The following is a 17,072-nucleotide window of genomic DNA, read 5'->3' as shown; positions in this document are numbered from 1 at the left end:
TTTCGCAGGGGTTATAAGAGAGATGCCGCGCAGGTGCGAGACCGAATTCGCCCGGTTTCAAAGGGCAGCCAGCGTTAACCATTCTTAAACCTCTGCCGCGCTACGCATTAACCTTGTTAGAAGCATAGGGAACCACATGGTCGCGCGCGCCTATACCGTGGCCTTTGAGGGGGTCGAGGCCAAGCCCGTCGAGGTGCAATGCGCCATCACGCCGGGCGTTCCCGCCTTTTCCCTCGTGGGCCTGCCCGACAAGGCGGTGTCCGAGGCGCGCGACCGGGTGCGCGCGGCGCTCTCGGCCATGGCCATCGCCCTGCCGTCGCGGCGCATCACCATCAACCTCTCGCCCGCCGACATGCCGAAAGAGGGCAGCCATTTTGACCTGCCCATCGCGCTCGCCCTTCTGGCAGCGCTCGAAATCATCCCGCATGACGCCGCCGAGGGGACAACGGCACTGGGCGAGTTATCCCTTGATGGCACGCTTATCGCGGTGATCGGCGCGTTGCCCGCCGCCATGGCCGCCGCCGAAGAACACCGTATCCTGCTTTGCCCCAAATCCTGCGGCCCCGAGGCGGCTTGGGTCGGTGCGGTGCAGGTGATCGCCGCTGCCTCGCTCTCGGATGTGGTGCGCCACTATACCGGACAGGCCCCGATCCCCGCCTCGGACCCCGGCGAGGTGATCGCACCGCCACAGGGCCGCGACTTGCGCGACGTCAAAGGGCAGGAACGCGCCAAACGCGCGCTGGAAATTGCCGCCGCTGGGCGGCATCACCTGATGATGATCGGCACGCCGGGATCTGGCAAATCCATGCTGGCCGCGCGTCTGCCCGGTATCCTGCCACCGCTGTCGGCCCCCGAGGCGCTGGAAACCTCGATGATCCATTCGCTTGCGGGTCTTTTGTCAGAGGGGGGATCAACCGCGCGCGCCCCTTCCGCGAGCCGCATCACACCGCCTCGATGGCCGCCATCGTCGGCGGCGGGCGCAGTGCCAAGCCGGGCGAGATCAGCCTTGCGCATAATGGCGTGCTCTTCATGGATGAGTTTCCCGAATTTCCCCGAACCGTGCTGGAAACCCTGCGCCAACCGATCGAGACCGGCGAGGTCATGGTCGCCCGCGCCAATGCGCATGTGAAATATCCCTGCCGGTTCATGCTGGTGGCGGCGGCCAACCCGTGCAAATGCGGCTATCTCTCTGATCCCGCCCGCGCCTGTTCGCGCGCACCCAACTGCGGCGAAGAGTATATTGGCCGCATTTCCGGCCCGCTGATGGACCGCTTTGATCTGCGGATCGAGGTGCCGCCCGTGGCCTTTAGCGACCTTGATCTGCCCGCATCCGGAGATGTCTCGGCCACGGTCGCAGGGCGCGTGGCCGCCGCGCGCGCAGTGCAGGCTGCGCGCTATGCGGGCCATGCCCATATGCGCCTCAACGCCGATGCCGAAGGGGCGGTGCTCGATGATGTCGCCACGCCGGACGCCGAGGGGCGCGCCCTTGTCACGCGCGTTGCCAGCCGCTTCGGGCTTACGGCGCGGGGCTATCACCGGGTGTTGCGGGTGGCGCGCACCATCGCCGATCTTGACGGCTCTGATCAGGTGCGCCTGCCGCATGTGGCCGAAGCGGTCAGTTTTCGCATCGCCGGGGTCAAAGAGAGCTGATCCAGGCGGCCAGATCGCGCAGGGTGCTGCGCGCCTCGGGCAAGATATTGTGGAAAATTGGCCAGACATGCGGATGATCGGGCCCGACGGTGAGTGTGCTCTGCACGCCCTGCGCCACCAGCGCGGCCTGCATCCGCAGCGTATCATCGCGCAGGATCTCGGTGTCGCCCACGGTCATCCACACGGGCGGCGCGCCGGTGAACACACCAAAAAGCGGCGAGGCGCGCGGGTCGCGCGGGTCTTGCCCGCGCAAGAACATCTCCAGCATCTCGCCGATCCGGGTGGCCGACAGCACGCAATCGCGCGCGGCATTCTCGGTGACGGACGCGCCGGAATAGGTCACATCGGTAAGGGGCGAAAAGGCAAAGACGCCCAAGGGCGGGGCAAGACCCTGTGCAAGGATTTCATGCAAGAGCGCGAGCGCCAGCCCGCCGCCCGCGCTATCGCCACCGATGATCACCTCCTGCTTGGCCCTCAGCGCGCGGTATGTGGCCAGCGCATCCGTGATCTGCGCCGGAAAAGGATGCTCGGGGGCCAGCCGGTAATCGGGCAAACAGGCGGGCAGCCCGGTCAGCGCCGAGAGCTTGGCCAGCATCGCCCGATGCGTGCTCGAGGTGCCAAAGACATAGGCCCCGCCATGGAAATAGAGGATCACGGGCGCAGGTCGCGCAGCGCGGGCCCGCGCCCATTGCACCGGCACCCTGTCTAGCGTGTCACACTGAAAGGAACTGCCAAAGGGGGCATGAAAATAAAGCCGCGATTTGAACGCAAAGGACCGCCGGAGGCGGTCCTTGTCATGGCGTGCCAGCGCCGGCTTCTCGAACCAGCGCAACTGGCGGTTCAAGAGGCGCAGCTGCCAGCTCATCCCCGCCGTGTCGCGATTGCATCCCAGATCAGCCCGGCACCATTGGTGCCGTCAAACCGCTCCAGCTCTTGCAGGCCGGTGGGCGAGGTCACGTTGATCTCGGTGAGATAGTCGCCGATCACGTCTATGCCGACGAATATCTGCCCCTTCTCGCGCAAAAGCGGCCCGATGGTGGCGCAAATCTCGCGGTCGCGGGCGGTCAGCTCGACCTTTTCCGCGCGCCCGCCCACATGCATGTTCGAGCGCGTCTCGCCCTGCGCGGGCACGCGGTTGATGGCCCCGATGGGTTCGCCATCCACCAGAATCACCCGTTTGTCGCCCTTGCTGACGGCGGGCAGGTATTTTTGCACGATGAGCGGCTCGCGGCTGAATCCGGTGAACATCTCATGCAGGCTGGCAAGGTTGCGGTCGCTCTCGGGCAGGTGGAACACGCCCGCGCCGCCGTTGCCGTAAAGCGGCTTGAGGATCACATCGCCATGCCGTGCGCGAAAGGCGCGGATCGTCTCGAGATCGCGGGCAATCGCCGTGGGCGGCATGAGTTGCGGGAAATCGAGAATCAGCAGCTTTTCAGGATAGTTGCGCACCCAGAACGGATCATTTGCCACCAGTGTGCCGGGGCTCAGCCGTTGCAGGATATGGGTTGTGGTGATGTAGAACATATCGAACGGCGGGTCTTGGCGCAGCCAGACCACATCGAAGGTGCTCAGATCGACTGTTTGCTCTGCGCCCAGCCGAAAATGATCGCCCTGCACCCGTTGCACGGTCAGGGGCCAGCCCCGCGCCGTCACCCGCCCCTCGTCATAGGCCAGCCGGTCGGGCGTGTAGTAAAACAGCTCATAGCCGCGCGCCTGCGCCTCTTCCGCGATGCGAAAGGTGCTGTCTCCGTTGATATTGATCGGCCCGATCGGGTCCATCTGAAAGGCGATTTTCATATCCTGCCCCTTTTCACCGTCTCCTGCCTACATGCGGCAAGAGCGCGGGGCGCGCAATTCAGAAATGACCAAAGGCATTCTCAAGAATGCGCACATTGCCCCGGCCATCCACGATCCCCAGATCAAAACGAACAGAGGCCAATTGCCCCTCGGGCAAAAGGCCCAGATATTCCGACGCGGCGGCGTGAATGCGCCGCATCTGGCCTTGGTGCAGCCGCTCGATGGCCAGATCAAAGCTGGCCGCCTGCTTGACCTCGCAGAAGACATACGTATCGGGCGCGCGCAGGATCATGTCGATCTCGCCACTTTGCCCGCGCCAGCGTTGGTGCAATGCTGTCACGCCCCGCCGTTCGTAGGCGCGCAAAACACCGGCCTCCGCCGCCCGACCCGAGAGATAGGCGCGCCGCCCCCGATCCTGACGGCGCAAGACAAGCGGGGCCACCACAATCGCCGCCCCGCCAATCGCCTCAAAATCAAATGCCAGTTGCCGCATCTCTCAATCCGCCTCTTAATCTCCGCTCTTTGCCAAAGAGAGCGCCCGTTGATAAATCTCGCGCCGGGGCATGCCTGTGTCCGCCGCCACCAGATCCGCCGCATCGCGCACAGAGTGCCCCTTGAGCGCATCAAGCACCATACGGTCTAAATCAACTTCCTTAATTTTCTCCGAACCGCCACGATCAATAATCACGACAATTTCGCCTTTTGGCGGCGCATCGGCCCAGATCAGGGCCAATTCACTGAGCGTGCCGCGCCGGACCTCCTCGAATTTCTTGGTCAACTCGCGGCAGACCGCCGCGGCGCGCGCACCGCCCAACACTTCGGCCGCATCGCGCAGCATCGCCGCCACCCGCTTGGGCGATTCGTAAAACACCAGCGTTGCGGGCACGCTTGCCAGCTCCTTGAGCACCGTCTTGCGCTTGGAGGCGGTGTTGGGCAGGAACCCTGCAAAGAGAAAGCGATCCGTGGGCAGGCCCGCCAGCGTCAGCGCCGTGATCACTGCCGAAGGGCCGGGGGCCGAGACAAGGTCAAACCCCGCCGCGACCGCCGCGCGGCCCAGATCGAATCCGGGGTCTGCCACCATTGGCGTCCCCGCCTCTGAGGCGTAGACCACCGATTGTCCAGCCTCGAGCGCCGCCAGTATCCGGGGCCGCATCTGCCCGCCGTTGTGGTCGTGATAGGGCCAGAGCGGGCGGTCATCGAGCCGAACGCCGTGAATCTCCATCAGCCGCCGCAGGCTGCGCGTATCTTCGGCCACCAGCACATCCGCCGAGGCGAGGATGTCGAGCGCGCGCAGCGTGATGTCGCGCGCGGTGCCGATCGGTGTGGCGATGAGGTAGAGACCACCGGCCAGTTTCTGCTGTTTGGGATTCACCACTGGACCCGCTCCATATGACCGTTATGATTGTCCGCAATCGCGTCTGGCCAAGGGCAAAGCGCAACAAGGGAGTGAGAGATACGCATGTTCGCCGTTTTACACATCATCCGCAAGTCGGTCGCCGCCCTGGCGCTTCGGCCTTTCCTGATGCTTGCAGCACTCGTCTTGGCCGCCTGTCAGCCTGTGTCGGTGGCCGCGCCCGGTGGTGGTGGCACGGCACCTTCGGGGCCGGTGCCGGTGGCCTTGCTCGTGCCGCATGGCAGTGCGGATGCGCAAGAGGCGCAGTTGGCGCGCGATCTTGAAAACGCGGCGCGGTTGGCGGTTGCGGACCTTGCAGGCGTGCAGATCGACCTGCGGGTCTATGGCACCGCTGGTCAGGCTGGACAGGCGCAGCAGGCCGCGCTCAATGCCGCCGCTGACGGCGCGCGGATCATCATCGGGCCGCTCCATGCCGAATCGGCCAATGCCGTGGCGGTCGCCATGGCCCCGCGCAACATCAACGTGCTGGCCTTTTCCAACAATCCGACCATTGCGGGCGGAAATCTTTTCATCCTTGGGCAGACCTTTCAGAATACGGCCAACCGGCTTGCGGATTTTGCCACCCGGCAACAGAAATCCCGCATCATGGCGGTCTATTCCGACAATCTCGCGGGTCAGCTTGGCCGCACAGCCATTGAACAGGCGGTGCGCGACAATGGCGCGACCTTGGCGGGCAGCGTGGGCTATGAATTCTCGCAAGAGGGCGTGATTGACGCCATCCCCAAGATCAAGACTGCCGCCGAAACCAACGCTGCCGATGCGATTTTCCTCACGGCGAATTCCGCGGGGGCCCTGCCGCTCTTTACCCAAATGTTGCCTGAAAACGGGCTTGGCCCGGACCGGGTGCAGTATATTGGCCTGTCGCGTTGGGATACCCCGCCGCAGACGCTTGATCTGCCGGGGGTGCAGGGCGGATGGTTCGCCCTACCGGACCCGGCCCGTGCAAGCCAGTTCACCCAGCGATTCAGCGCCGCCTATGGCAATGTCCCCCATCCCATTGCAAGCCTGTCCTATGATGGCATTGCTGCGGTCGGGGCCTTGGTCAAATCCGGCAACCGCGAGGCTTTGGGCCGCGCGGCGCTGACCCAATCGGCCGGGTTTCAGGGCGTCAGCGGTGTTTTCCGGTTCCGCCCCGATGGCAGCAACGAGCGCGGTCTGGCCGTGGCCACGATCCGCGACCGGCGCGTGACGATCCTGTCCCCCGCCCCCAAAGCTTTGGCGGGGCCGGATTTTGATCCCAACGCGCATCATGGCACCAACCTCTGACGAGGGTGCGAAACGTCGGACATGATTCAACTCATCACGGCGCGGGATGATCTGATCTGTCCTGCCGAAACGATTTTCGACATTCCCGCCGTTGCGGCAGAGATCGCGCGGGCCGTGGCCGAGGCGGGGCCAGACATGGGCGCGCTTCGGCGTGGGGTTGTGGCCTGCCTCAGCACACGGATCACCCAAGGTCGCGATGCGATCGCTGAGGGGCTGGCGGCACAGCCGTTTGCCGCGCGTCCCGCCACCCGCTCCTATTGCTGGCTCACGGATTGTGTGATCCTGACCACGCTTGATGTGGCCACCCGTGTCATGCACCCGCTGCCCAACCCGACCGAGGCCGAGCGCATCGCCGTCTTTGCCGTGGGCGGCTATGGTCGCGGCGAGATGGCACCGCATTCCGATGTCGATCTGTTGTTTCTCACGCCCTACAAGATCACCCCCTGGGCCGAGAGCGTGATTGAATCGATGCTCTACATGCTCTGGGATCTGCGGCTCAAGGTGGGGCATTCCAGCCGGACCATCCGCGATTGTTTGCGTTTGGGCGGAGAGGATTACACGATCCGCACAGCGCTCCTCGAAAACCGCTTTCTCGCGGGCGAGGCGGATCTGGCCGAAAAGCTCAACCAGCGCCTCTGGAATGACCTCTTCAAAGGCTCTGAGCGCGCCTTTACCGAGGCAAAGCTCGCGGAACGCGACGCGCGCCATGAAAAGCAGGGCGAGCGCTATATGGTCGAGCCCAATGTCAAAGAGGGCAAGGGCGGATTGCGCGACCTGCAATCGCTGTTCTGGATCGCCAAATACCTGCACCGTGTTCGTGACGTAAGTGAACTGGTGGCCTTGGGCATGTTCACGCCCGAGGAATTCGCCACCTTTTCCAAGGCCGAGAATTTTCTTTGGGCGGTGCGGTGCCATCTGCATCTGATCATCGGGCGGCCCAATGACCAGCTCACCTTTGACATGCAGGTCGAGGTGGCGCAGCGCATGGGCTACAAGGATACCGCCGCCCGGCGTGGGGTGGAAATCTTCATGCAGGACTATTTTCGCCACGCCACTGCGGTCGGCGATCTCACGCGGATTTTCCTGACCAAGCTGGAGGCGACGCAGATCAAGTCTGAGCCGCTTTTGCAGCGCCTTCTGCGCCGCCGCAAGACCCTGAAAGAGGGCTATGTCGAGGTGCACGGCCGCCTTGGTATCGCCGATCCCAAAAGCTTTCTCACCGACCCGCTCAATCTTTTGCGCTTGTTCGAAGAGGCGCTGCGCACCGGCCTCTTGATCCATCCCGATGCGATGCTGCTGGTTTCGGCCAATATCCGGCTGATCGACGAGAGCATGCGCAATGACCCGGCCGCGCAAAAGCTTTTTCTCGACCTGCTGCTGAAACATGGCAACCCGGAACGCGCGCTCAGGCGTATGAACGAATTGGGCGTGCTCTCGGCCTTTATCCCGGAATTTGAACCCATCGTCGCGATGATGCAGTTCAATATGTATCACCATTACACGGTGGATGAGCATATCATCCAATGTATCAGCCACTTGGCCCAGATCGAGCGGCGCGAGCTGATTGAGGAATTGCCGGTGTCCTCGTCAATTCTCAAAGAGGGGATCAACCGCCGCGTGCTCTATGTGGCGCTCCTCTTGCATGACATCGGCAAGGGGCGCGAAGAGGATCACGCCATCCTTGGCGCGCGCATCGCCCGTCGTGTCGGGCCGCGTCTGGGGTTGAAACCGCGCGAGGTGGATACCGTTGAATGGCTGGTGCGCTATCACCTTCTGATGTCTGACATGGCGCAGAAACGCGATATCGCCGATCCCCGCACCGTGCGCGATTTTGCCAAGGCGGTGCAAACCCGCGAACGGCTTGACCTGCTGCTCTTGCTCACGGTCTGCGATATTCGTGGCGTCGGCCCCGGCACCTGGAACAATTGGAAGGCGTCGCTCTTGCGCGCCCTTTACCGCCAGACCCGCCGCGCCATGGAAGGCGGGCTTGAGGATCTCAACCGCGAACAGCGCGGCTCGGATGCCAAGCGCAACCTGCGCGAGGCGCTGCCGGATTGGGATGCCAAGGACCTCAAGCACGAGACCTCGCGCCATTATCCGCCCTATTGGCAGGGGCTGCATGTTACCGCGCATGTGGTCTTTGCCCGCCTGCTGCACAATCTGACCGAGGATGAGATTGCCATTGATCTGGCGATTGACGAGGATCGCGATGCCACCCGCGCCTGTTTCGCGCTGGCCGATCATCCGGGTATCTTTTCGCGTCTGGCGGGGGCCTTGGCGCTGGTCGGGGCCAATGTGGTGGACGCGCGCACCTATACGTCCAAGGATGGCTTTGCCACTGCGGTCTTCTGGATACAGGACGCCGATGGCCACCCCTTTGAGGCAGACCGCCTGCCGCGCCTGCGCAACATGATCCAAAAGACGCTGAAAGGCGAAGTGGTTCCCCGCGAGGCGATCAAATCCCGCGACAAGCTCAAGAAGCGCGAGCGCGCCTTTCGCGTGCCCACCCATATCACCTTTGATAACGATGGCTCTGAAATCTATACGATCATCGAGGTGGATACCCGCGACCGCCCCGGCCTGCTCTACGATCTCACGCGGACCTTGGCCGCCAACAACGTCTATATCGCCTCTGCCGTGATCGCGACCTTTGGCGAACAGGTGGTCGATACGTTTTATGTCAAGGATATGTTCGGGCTGAAATTCCACTCAGACAGCAAGCGCGCCGCGCTTGAACGCAAACTGCGCGCCGCAATCGAAGAAGGGGTCGAGCGCGCCTCAGCCTGAGGGGCATTGCGACTCTCTCTGGCAGGGATACGTGCCCCCACAACTTTACATCATATGTCGCGCGGTGACTGCTCGTTATAGGGGGTGGCTGCTCAGCGTCTGTGCAACGTCACGGCTGAAATCGAGGGCATTCTGCCTCGCTACAGGACCCTTATTACAAAGGTCTTGATCTGGATCGGATTTACACGCAAACGTTACCCACCGTCAATTTATGTGAACAGTGATGGCTCCCTTTTGACCAACAGGAACAATTCATGGAACCTATTCAACAATCTGTCGTCGCTCAGTGGAATGAGCTTCAGCTTCAAGTAATCCGCGAAGGGGGACCAGCCCCGACACCGACCACCTACCAACTGCACCTTGCAAATGCTGCGATTTATGACGCCTACGCTGCCTTGGCACCGTCGGCCTCTGGTCACTACTCTGACATCGAAACCTCGCTTGAGAATAACGATGCCAACCTCGCCGAAGCGATCAGCTATGCCGCTTTCACGGTGATGAGCCAGCTTCATCCGGCCCGCGCTGCTGATTTCGAGGCCTTCCTTGTCGAATTGGGCTATGATCCCGCCAATGTCTCGACCGATCCGGACACCGCGGCCGGTCTTGGCAATCTGGCCGCGCAAAACGTGTTCGCCGCCCGTGCCAATGACGGCTCGAACGCGGCGAACGGATTTGCCGATACCACAGGTTTCGTGCCGGTAAACGAGGCCGATCCGACCTCGGATCGCGCGCCCGGTGGCGAGAATTTCGATCCCAACCAGTGGCAGCCGCTGCGCGAGCCCAATGGCACGCTGACCGATGACAATGGCATTCCGATTTTCGACAATGACGATCCCAGCACGTTCAAGGATCAACGCGCGCTGACCCCGCATTGGGGCGGCGTTGACAGCTTTGCGCTCGACTCGAACGATCAGTTCCGTCCGCCTGCACCGCCGCAATTGGGCGACTTTTCCGAGTATGTCGACGGGCTTGGCAATGTGACGACAGGCGATCAGGCCTATCGCGATCAGGTCACCGAGGTGCTTGAAATCTCTGCCAACCTGACCGACGAGCAAAAGCTGATTGCCGAATACTGGGCGAATGGCCCGCGCGGCGAAACCCCTCCGGGTCACTGGTTCCAGATTGCACAGGATCTTGCACTGCGCGATGGCCATGGCAATGCGCAGGACGCAGAGATGTTCTTTGCGCTCAGCACGGCCATTTTCGATGCCGGGATCGCGACATGGGAGGCGAAGTATACCTATACCTATATCCGCCCCTATTCCGCGATCAGGGATCTGTTCTTTGATCAGGAAGTTCAGGCATGGGGTGGTCCGAACCAGGGCACACAAACCATCCTTGGTCAGGAATGGCTGCCGTATCAGAACGTAACGGCGCCCACACCGCCGTTCCCCGAATTCGTCTCGGGCCACTCGACCTTCTCGACAGCCGCCGCGCGGACCTTGGCCGCGTATCTGGGCAGCGATGTCTATTACGATGGCACCAGCGTCAGCAACTATGATCTCGACGGTGTCGCAGGTGCGGACCTGATTGGCGAATTCATCACCTCCGAGCTGACCTTCGAAGATCGCGCCGACGGTGGTGATCCCATTGTTCTGCGTTGGAACACCCTGAGCGAGGCAGCCCAAGAGGCGGGACAATCGCGTATCTTTGGGGGCATCCACATTCAGGACGGTAACTTGTTCGGTCTCCAAGTGGGCGAGCAGGTTGCGGCCAGCGCCCAAGAGCGTTGGAGTGCTCTCTTCTCGAACGGCGGGTCGTCTCTGACCACATTGTCCGATGCTGGCGAACTTGCACTGGCGGGCGCTGGCAATGACAGCGTCGCCGGCGGGGCCGGGGATGACACGATCGAAGGCGGCTCTGGCGATGACGTTCTGGCGGCCAGCGCTGGCAATGATATCGTGCTCGGTGAGGCTGGCAATGACCGCATCGGCGGCGGCTTGGGCGATGATACGATCGACGGCGGTGCTGGCGATGACGTGATCGGCGCGGGCCAGGGCAATGACATCGTCGAAGGCGGTGATGGCAATGACCTGATCAGCGGCGGTGCTGGCGATGACACGCTCAACGGTGGTGCGGACAATGACTCGATCTCTGGCAGCTTTGGCAGCGACAGCATTGACGCGGGCGCTGGCGATGACGTGATTGGCGGCGGCGCAGGCCGGGATACGATCGAGGGCGGCGCGGGCGATGACGTGATCGGCGGCGGCGAAGGCGATGACGATCTCTTCGGCAGTGACGGGAATGACTTTATCGCTGGTGGCGGGCGGAATGACTTCATCCTCGGCGGCGCAGGGGATGACACGATCAATGGCGGTGCTGGCAACGACATCATGTCGGGCGGCGAGGGCGCAGATGTTTTCGTGTTCAACGAATTTGTCGCGGGCAGTTTCGAAAACATCACCGATTTCGAGGCGGGTGTAGATACCGTCTTTATCCGCGTTGATGGCCTCGACAACGGCGGCAACGGCCTTCAGGGCTACCTTGACGCCCTTGGAATTGTCGATACGGACCAAGGTGCGCAGTTCACCGTCAATGATAACGGCGTCCTCTTCGTGGACGTGCTGGCAGCGGATCTGACGCTCGACAGCTTTACGTTCCTCTGATCATGGGCACGGGGGGGGGCGGCGCAGGCTGCCCCCTTTTGATCCGGCGAAACGCGGACCAAAGCAAACAAACCAAAGGCCCCGAAAGGGGCCTTTTTCATGCGGCTGTCGTTTGGGGACTATCACTGGTCGGGCTGAGAGGATTCGAACCTCCGACCCCCTGCTCCCGAAGCAGGTGCGCTACCAGGCTGCGCTACAGCCCGACCGTGAGACAGGCGATTATACCGCGTGGCGGGGCATTGCAAGGGGTTTCACGGTCTTTCGCCCGCCCTGCCTGACTGGTCCGAAGGTCGGATTGACAGGGCAGGGAGCTGCGGCGTCTAAAGGGCTATTCCACCACAACGGATACCACCGGAGCCTGCCAGATCACCCACCGCCGCACCCATATCGACAAGGTTCTTGAGGACTCACACTCCGCCTCTGCGCCCGCACGGTCGCGGATCGCGGCGTCGTGGCGGCGCTCGATGCTCAAGCATGGTCTGGACCCGGCCGAACGCCGCGCGCCGGGGCGTGTCGAGGCCAGCGATCTGGCGACGCGCCAAGGCGCGCAGGCGCAATTCCTGCAGGTCGCCGCCCCCAAACTCGACCAGCTTTTTGGCCTTGTCGGCCATTCGGGCTGCGCTGTGCTTTTGACCGATGCCGAGGGCGTCGTGCTCGATCAGCGCTGTGCGCAAGGGGATGCCGCGATCTTTCAGGATTGGGGCCTCTGGCAGGGGGCTGACTGGTCCGAGGCGTCCGAGGGCACCAACGGCATCGGCACCTGTCTCGCCGAGGATCGCCGCGTCATCATCCACCGCGATGAGCATTTTCTGGCGCGAAACACCGCCATGAGCTGTATGGACGCGCCGATCTATGGCGCGGATGGGCGTATCATCGGTGCGCTCGATGTCTCTTCTGCCCGTTCCGACCAGACCGAGGCGTTTAACCGCCTCATCGCCGCGATGGTGGCCCAAACCGCTCGCCAGATCGAAGCCGACAATTTCCGCGCCGCCCATCCGCGCGCCCGCATCCTTTATGCCGACCATGACGAGACCGAGGCCGCGATGCTGCTCGCGGTCGATGCCGATGACATCGTCGTGGGGGCCACCCGCGCCGCGCGCAAGGCATTCAATCTGGGGGCCATCGGCCCGATCCGACCCATCCCCGCCTCTGATATCTTTGGCCGCGACGAGGGCCCAAGCGGCTTTGAGCGGGCCGAGCGGGCGGCGGTGATTCGCGCCCTTGCCCGTACCTCTGGCAATGTGTCCGAGGCGGCGCGCGCGCTTGGGATCGGGCGCGCCACGCTCTATCGCCGGATGAAACGACTGGGGATCGGTGAAAACCTGCACTGAGGTGTCTCAGTCCTGAGACAGATGGGCATCCCGGTGCCCCGTCCCCCCGGTGACGCAAACCGGGGTAGGGCGCATGCTCTGGTCATTCCCGGCGGAGGACCGGGCGTAACCGGAGGACCCCCAATGAATGAGATGACCCAAGTCGCGGGCAGCTATGCTTCGCCCTTCAAGACACGCTATGACAATTTCATCGGCGGCACATTCGTGCCCCCCGTCAATGGCCGCTATTTCGACAATATCACGCCCATCACCGGCGAAGTGATCTGCGAAGTTGCGCGCTCTGACGCGATGGATGTGGAACGCGCACTTGATGCCGCCCATGCCGCGCGCGAGGCGTGGGGCCGTACCTCTGCTGCGGATCGTTCCAACACCCTGCTCAAAATCGCCGATGTGCTCGAGGCCAATCTTGACCTTCTGGCGCAGGCCGAAACCTGGGACAATGGCAAGCCCATCCGCGAGACGACCCATGCCGATATCCCGCTCGCCATCGACCATTTCCGCTATTTCGCAGGCGTCTTGCGCGGGCAAGAGGGCACCATGTCCGAGATCGACCATGACACGGTCGCCTATCATTTCCACGAACCCTTGGGCGTCGTGGGCCAGATCATCCCGTGGAACTTCTCGATCCTGATGGCGGCATGGAAATTGGCCCCGGCCTTGGCTGCGGGCAATTGCATCGTGCTGAAACCCGCCGAACAGACCCCCGCCGCGATCATGGTTCTTGTCGAACTCATCGCTGATCTGCTGCCTGCCGGTGTGCTCAACATCGTCAACGGCATGGGGGCAGAGGTGGGCGCGCCGCTCGCCAAATCCACCCGTATCGCCAAGATCGCCTTTACCGGCTCGACCGCGACGGGCCGCAAGATCATGCAGGCCGCAACCGAGAACCTCATTCCCGTGACGCTGGAACTGGGCGGCAAATCCCCCAATATCTTCTTTTCGGATGTGATGGCCGCCGATGACGCCTTTCTCGACAAGGCGGTCGAAGGCTTTGTTCTTTTTGCCTTTAACCAGGGCGAGGTTTGCACCTGCCCATCCCGCGCACTGATCCAGGAAGACATCTACGAGGAGTTCATCGCGCGTTGCATCGCCCGCGTGAAGGCGATCCAGCAGGGCGACCCGCGCGAGATGGCGACCATGGTCGGCGCACAGGCCAGCCAGCAGCAGTTTGACAAGATCATGTCCTATTTCACCATCGGCGTGGAAGAGGGGGCCGAGGTGCTGGTGGGCGGCGACGCCGCGCGCTTTAACGGCGAGATTGCGGGCGGCTATTACATCCAGCCGACCATCCTCAAGGGGCACAACAAGATGCGCGTGTTCCAAGAGGAAATCTTTGGTCCGGTCGTGTCCGTGACCACCTTCAAGGACGAGGCCGAGGCGCTCGCCATTGCCAATGACACGATGTATGGCCTTGGCGCCGGTGTCTGGACCCGCGATGGCACCCGCGCCTATCGCTTTGGCCGCGCTGTCGAGGCGGGCCGCGTCTGGGTCAACAACTATCACGCCTACCCGGCCCATGCGGCCTTTGGCGGCTACAAGCAGTCGGGAATCGGGCGCGAAAATCACAAGATGATGCTGGATCATTACCAGCAGACCAAGAACATGCTGGTCAGCTACAACCCCAACAAGCTCGGGTTTTTCTAAAGGTTCGCAGATCACGAGTGCAAGCCGCCGGGGTCTTCTCCGGCGGCTTTTGTATTGGGTGACGCTGGCCTCAATCGTCAATGCGCGGAATCAAGGCGCGGCACGCGCCGCCGCGCAGCGCCCGTCCGCCCCACCGGGCGGGCGCTTTTGCAACGTCATACACGATTGATACCGCGGAAGTGTTTGGCAAGCATCAAGTGCCAGCCGATAAGGTTGCAACGCCCACCCGGCGGACGGTCGCTGCGCGGCTCATCCCTTGTGGCCATGGCCACCTGCACTCAGCCAAACCTACGCCGTGCACCCCCAACAAAAAAGGCCCGCACAAGTGGCGGGCCTTTCTGTGTTGAACCTGCGTTTGCCTCAGAGGCTCGCGTCAAGCGCCGCCACAATCGCATCGCCCATCTCAGTGGTCGACACCGGCGTCACACCATCCTCACCCAAGAGATCAGCGGTGCGCAGACCGTCCGCCAGCACCTGCTCCACAGCCTTCTCCAGCCGCGTCGCCTCGGCCCCTTGGTCAAACGAATAGCGCAGCGCCATGGCAAAGCTGAGGATACAGGCAATCGGGTTGGCCTTGCCCTGACCGGCAATATCGGGGGCCGAGCCATGCACCGGCTCATAAAGCGCCTTGGGCCGGCCATTGGCCATCGGCAAGCCAAGCGAAGCCGACGGCAGCATGCCCAGCGATCCCGTCAGCATCGCCGCCGCATCCGACAAGAGATCCCCAAAGAGGTTGTCGGTCACGATCACGTCGAACTGCTTGGGCCAGCGGCAAAGCTGCATGGCGCCTGCGTCCGCATACATGTGGCTCAGCTCGACATCGGGGTAATCGGCGTCATGTACCTTTTGCACAACCTCGCGCCACAGCACGCCCGATTCCATCACATTGGCCTTTTCCATCGAACAGACACGGTTGCCCCGCTTGCGCGCCAATTCAAAGGCCGCGCGCGCCACGCGGTCAATCTCGCTCTCGGTGTAGCGCTGCGTGTTGATGCCGACCCGCTCATTGCCTTCGGTGAAAATGCCGCGCGGCTCGCCGAAATAGATGCCAGAGGTCAATTCCCGCACGATCATGATGTCGAGACCGGCCACCACATCGCGCTTGAGGCTCGAAAAATCCGCCAGCGCGTCAAAGCATTGCGCCGGGCGCAGGTTGGCAAATAGGTCCATTTCCTTGCGCAGGCGCAACAGGCCGCGCTCAGGCTTGACGCTGAAATCGAGGTTGTCGTATTTCGGCCCACCGACGGCCCCCAACAGCACGGCATCGACCTCTTGTGCCTTTGCCATCGTGTCGTCATGCAGCGGCGTGCCGTGCTTGTCATAGGCGGCACCGCCCACAAGATCCTCGGACACGTCAAACGCCATCCCGCGCTTGGCCCCGTACCAGTCGATGATCTTGACCACCTCGGCCATGACCTCGGGGCCGATCCCGTCACCGGGCAGAATAAGAAGCGATGGGTTGCTCATGGGGCGTTTCCTTGGCTTGCGTTTGATGTTGCCCGTTGGCCTATACGCAAGCCCCGCAATGGTCAAGAAACCCCGATGTCATGGCAGGCTCAGATCGACCCAGACCAGCCGATGACGGCTGGCGGTGGCGGCCAAATCCCCCTCTGGCGTGCCCTCGGGCGGCCAATGCACGCCGGCACCCGTGACGCTCAGATCGGCGGCGGGCAGGATATAGGACACCCGCCGCGTACCGGGGCCGGGGGGCGGCCAGTGAACGGTCGCAAGCGGTGGTTCCACCGCTCCGGGGCGCAGTGGGCGGGGGTCTTGCAGGCGCGGATCGGCCAGCAGCGCACGCAGGGCCTCTGGCCGCCCGCCACCCGCCTCCGGGTCAAGATTGGCATGGCCCATGAGCACGAAGCCCCCCTGCGGCGGCGGCCCGAACGCCCCATCCAGATAAAGCTGCCAGAACCGGAGTTCATCATGGTTGCGTCGCCCGTTCCGATCCTCTGGCCCGTCAAACACCGGCGGTGTGGCGTGAAAGGTCATCACCTGAAGCGGCCCAGAGGGCAGCAGCACCGGCACCACCCACTGCCCGCGCGACGCGAGGCGCTGCACGGCCTGCGCCGCCTCTGACGGGAAGGGTTGGCCGTCCCGCAGGGGCAACAGCGCGCCGGGCAGGTCGCGCCAGAGGACTGCACTGAAATCCTGCGCGCCCGACTGATCCACAGGATAGCGCGACAAAATCGCTATGCCCCCCTGACCGGTGAAATCACCATAGCCCTGGGCATCGCGCGGCCCGCCGCGCCGCCCGTCGCCATCCATGTCAAGCCCGGTGGCGAGACCGGCATTGGGGGTACGGGCAAAGAGGTGATCGTAACGCGGCCCGCCCCCTTCGGAAATACGGTCACGCAGCGCGCTCAGCGCAAGCAGGTCAAGGTCGTAATCCACCCCCTGCAAGACCAGAATATCAGGCTGTGTTTGCGCCAGCACATGCAGGATTGCGGCAATCTGCGCATCCTCGCCCCGCCGCAAATCCCGCAACAGCAGCCCCGGCCCCGCGCGCTCCAGATCCACATTCCAACTCGCCAGACGCAGCCTGTCTGCATATGCGGGCCAAGCACAAAGAAGAAG

At 63.0% G+C, this 17,072-nt stretch carries 12 protein-coding genes, 1 tRNA gene and 1 pseudogene; 7 read left to right on the top strand and 7 right to left on the bottom strand.

Annotation, left to right across the window (positions count from 1 at the left end):
* Window positions 1–136: 136 nt before the first annotated feature.
* Window positions 137–1,248 (top strand): annotated as a pseudogene (locus ACLGGT_RS02400) (YifB family Mg chelatase-like AAA ATPase); the annotation flags it as partial.
* Window positions 1,249–1,263: 15 nt separating this feature from the next.
* Entirely contained in the window at window positions 1,264–1,650 is a 387-nt protein-coding gene (locus tag ACLGGT_RS02395) for a hypothetical protein (RefSeq protein WP_437197387.1), read from the top strand.
* Here the strand turns inward: ACLGGT_RS02395 and ACLGGT_RS02390 are convergent.
* From ACLGGT_RS02390 to rsmI, 4 genes are read right to left on the bottom strand one after another with little or no spacing between them, the layout of a single operon-like run.
* Window positions 1,637–2,515, bottom strand: a complete 879-nt coding sequence (locus ACLGGT_RS02390) for an alpha/beta hydrolase (protein ID WP_437194958.1) — start codon at window positions 2,513–2,515, stop codon at window positions 1,637–1,639. The genes ACLGGT_RS02395 and ACLGGT_RS02390 overlap by 14 nt on opposite strands.
* Window positions 2,512–3,447, bottom strand: coding sequence for a glutathione synthase (gshB, locus tag ACLGGT_RS02385; RefSeq protein ID WP_081506790.1), 936 nt, complete (start codon window positions 3,445–3,447; stop codon window positions 2,512–2,514). The genes ACLGGT_RS02390 and gshB overlap by 4 nt, the downstream gene beginning before the upstream one ends.
* 58 nt (window positions 3,448–3,505) lie before the next feature.
* On the bottom strand, window positions 3,506–3,940 hold the full coding sequence (locus tag ACLGGT_RS02380; RefSeq protein WP_008279033.1) for a YraN family protein: 435 nt from the start codon (window positions 3,938–3,940) through the stop codon (window positions 3,506–3,508).
* A 15-nt stretch (window positions 3,941–3,955) separates the two neighbouring features.
* Complete coding sequence (gene rsmI / locus ACLGGT_RS02375; RefSeq protein WP_437194957.1) at window positions 3,956–4,822, bottom strand: 16S rRNA (cytidine(1402)-2'-O)-methyltransferase; 867 nt, start codon at window positions 4,820–4,822, stop codon at window positions 3,956–3,958.
* Between the two features lie 84 nt (window positions 4,823–4,906).
* Here rsmI and ACLGGT_RS02370 point away from each other — a divergent pair, with 84 nt between their 5' ends.
* From ACLGGT_RS02370 to ACLGGT_RS02360, 3 genes are all read left to right on the top strand, one after another.
* Window positions 4,907–6,127, top strand: coding sequence for a penicillin-binding protein activator (locus tag ACLGGT_RS02370; RefSeq protein WP_437194956.1), 1,221 nt, complete (start codon window positions 4,907–4,909; stop codon window positions 6,125–6,127).
* A gap of 21 nt (window positions 6,128–6,148) precedes the next feature.
* Complete coding sequence (locus ACLGGT_RS02365; RefSeq protein ID WP_008279030.1) at window positions 6,149–8,914, top strand: [protein-PII] uridylyltransferase; 2,766 nt, start codon at window positions 6,149–6,151, stop codon at window positions 8,912–8,914.
* Between the two features lie 254 nt (window positions 8,915–9,168).
* Window positions 9,169–11,520, top strand: a complete 2,352-nt coding sequence (locus ACLGGT_RS02360; RefSeq protein WP_437194955.1) for a DUF6851 domain-containing protein — start codon at window positions 9,169–9,171, stop codon at window positions 11,518–11,520.
* 126 nt (window positions 11,521–11,646) lie between these two features.
* On the opposite strand, the gene ACLGGT_RS02355 is transcribed toward ACLGGT_RS02360, so the two are convergent.
* Window positions 11,647–11,723: transfer RNA gene (locus ACLGGT_RS02355), tRNA-Pro, on the bottom strand.
* A gap of 261 nt (window positions 11,724–11,984) precedes the next feature.
* On the opposite strand from ACLGGT_RS02355, the gene ACLGGT_RS02350 reads away from it, so the two are divergent.
* Together ACLGGT_RS02350 and exaC are read left to right on the top strand one after the other, a co-directional pair.
* Entirely contained in the window at window positions 11,985–12,851 is an 867-nt protein-coding gene (locus tag ACLGGT_RS02350) for a GAF domain-containing protein (protein ID WP_008279028.1), read from the top strand.
* A 123-nt stretch (window positions 12,852–12,974) separates the two neighbouring features.
* A complete protein-coding gene (gene exaC / locus ACLGGT_RS02345) occupies window positions 12,975–14,495 on the top strand; it encodes an acetaldehyde dehydrogenase ExaC (RefSeq protein ID WP_375553046.1) in 1,521 nt (506 codons plus the stop codon).
* Between the two features lie 360 nt (window positions 14,496–14,855).
* Here the strand turns inward: exaC and leuB are convergent, their stop codons facing one another.
* Together leuB and ACLGGT_RS02335 are read right to left on the bottom strand one after the other, a co-directional pair.
* Window positions 14,856–15,962 carry a 3-isopropylmalate dehydrogenase gene (gene leuB, locus ACLGGT_RS02340; protein ID WP_081506785.1) on the bottom strand — a complete coding sequence of 369 codons (1,107 nt, stop codon included), beginning with the start codon at window positions 15,960–15,962 and terminating at the stop codon, window positions 14,856–14,858.
* A 78-nt stretch (window positions 15,963–16,040) separates the two neighbouring features.
* Window positions 16,041–17,015, bottom strand: coding sequence for an endonuclease/exonuclease/phosphatase family protein (locus ACLGGT_RS02335; protein ID WP_437194954.1), 975 nt, complete (start codon window positions 17,013–17,015; stop codon window positions 16,041–16,043).
* Window positions 17,016–17,072 lie beyond the last annotated feature (57 nt).

The organism is Roseovarius sp. MS2, from assembly GCF_051447875.1.
Taxonomy (GTDB): domain Bacteria; phylum Pseudomonadota; class Alphaproteobacteria; order Rhodobacterales; family Rhodobacteraceae; genus Roseovarius; species Roseovarius mucosus_A.
The sequence above is the reverse complement of the archived record's forward strand: the minus strand, read 5'-3'. Positions and strand labels throughout refer to the sequence as shown.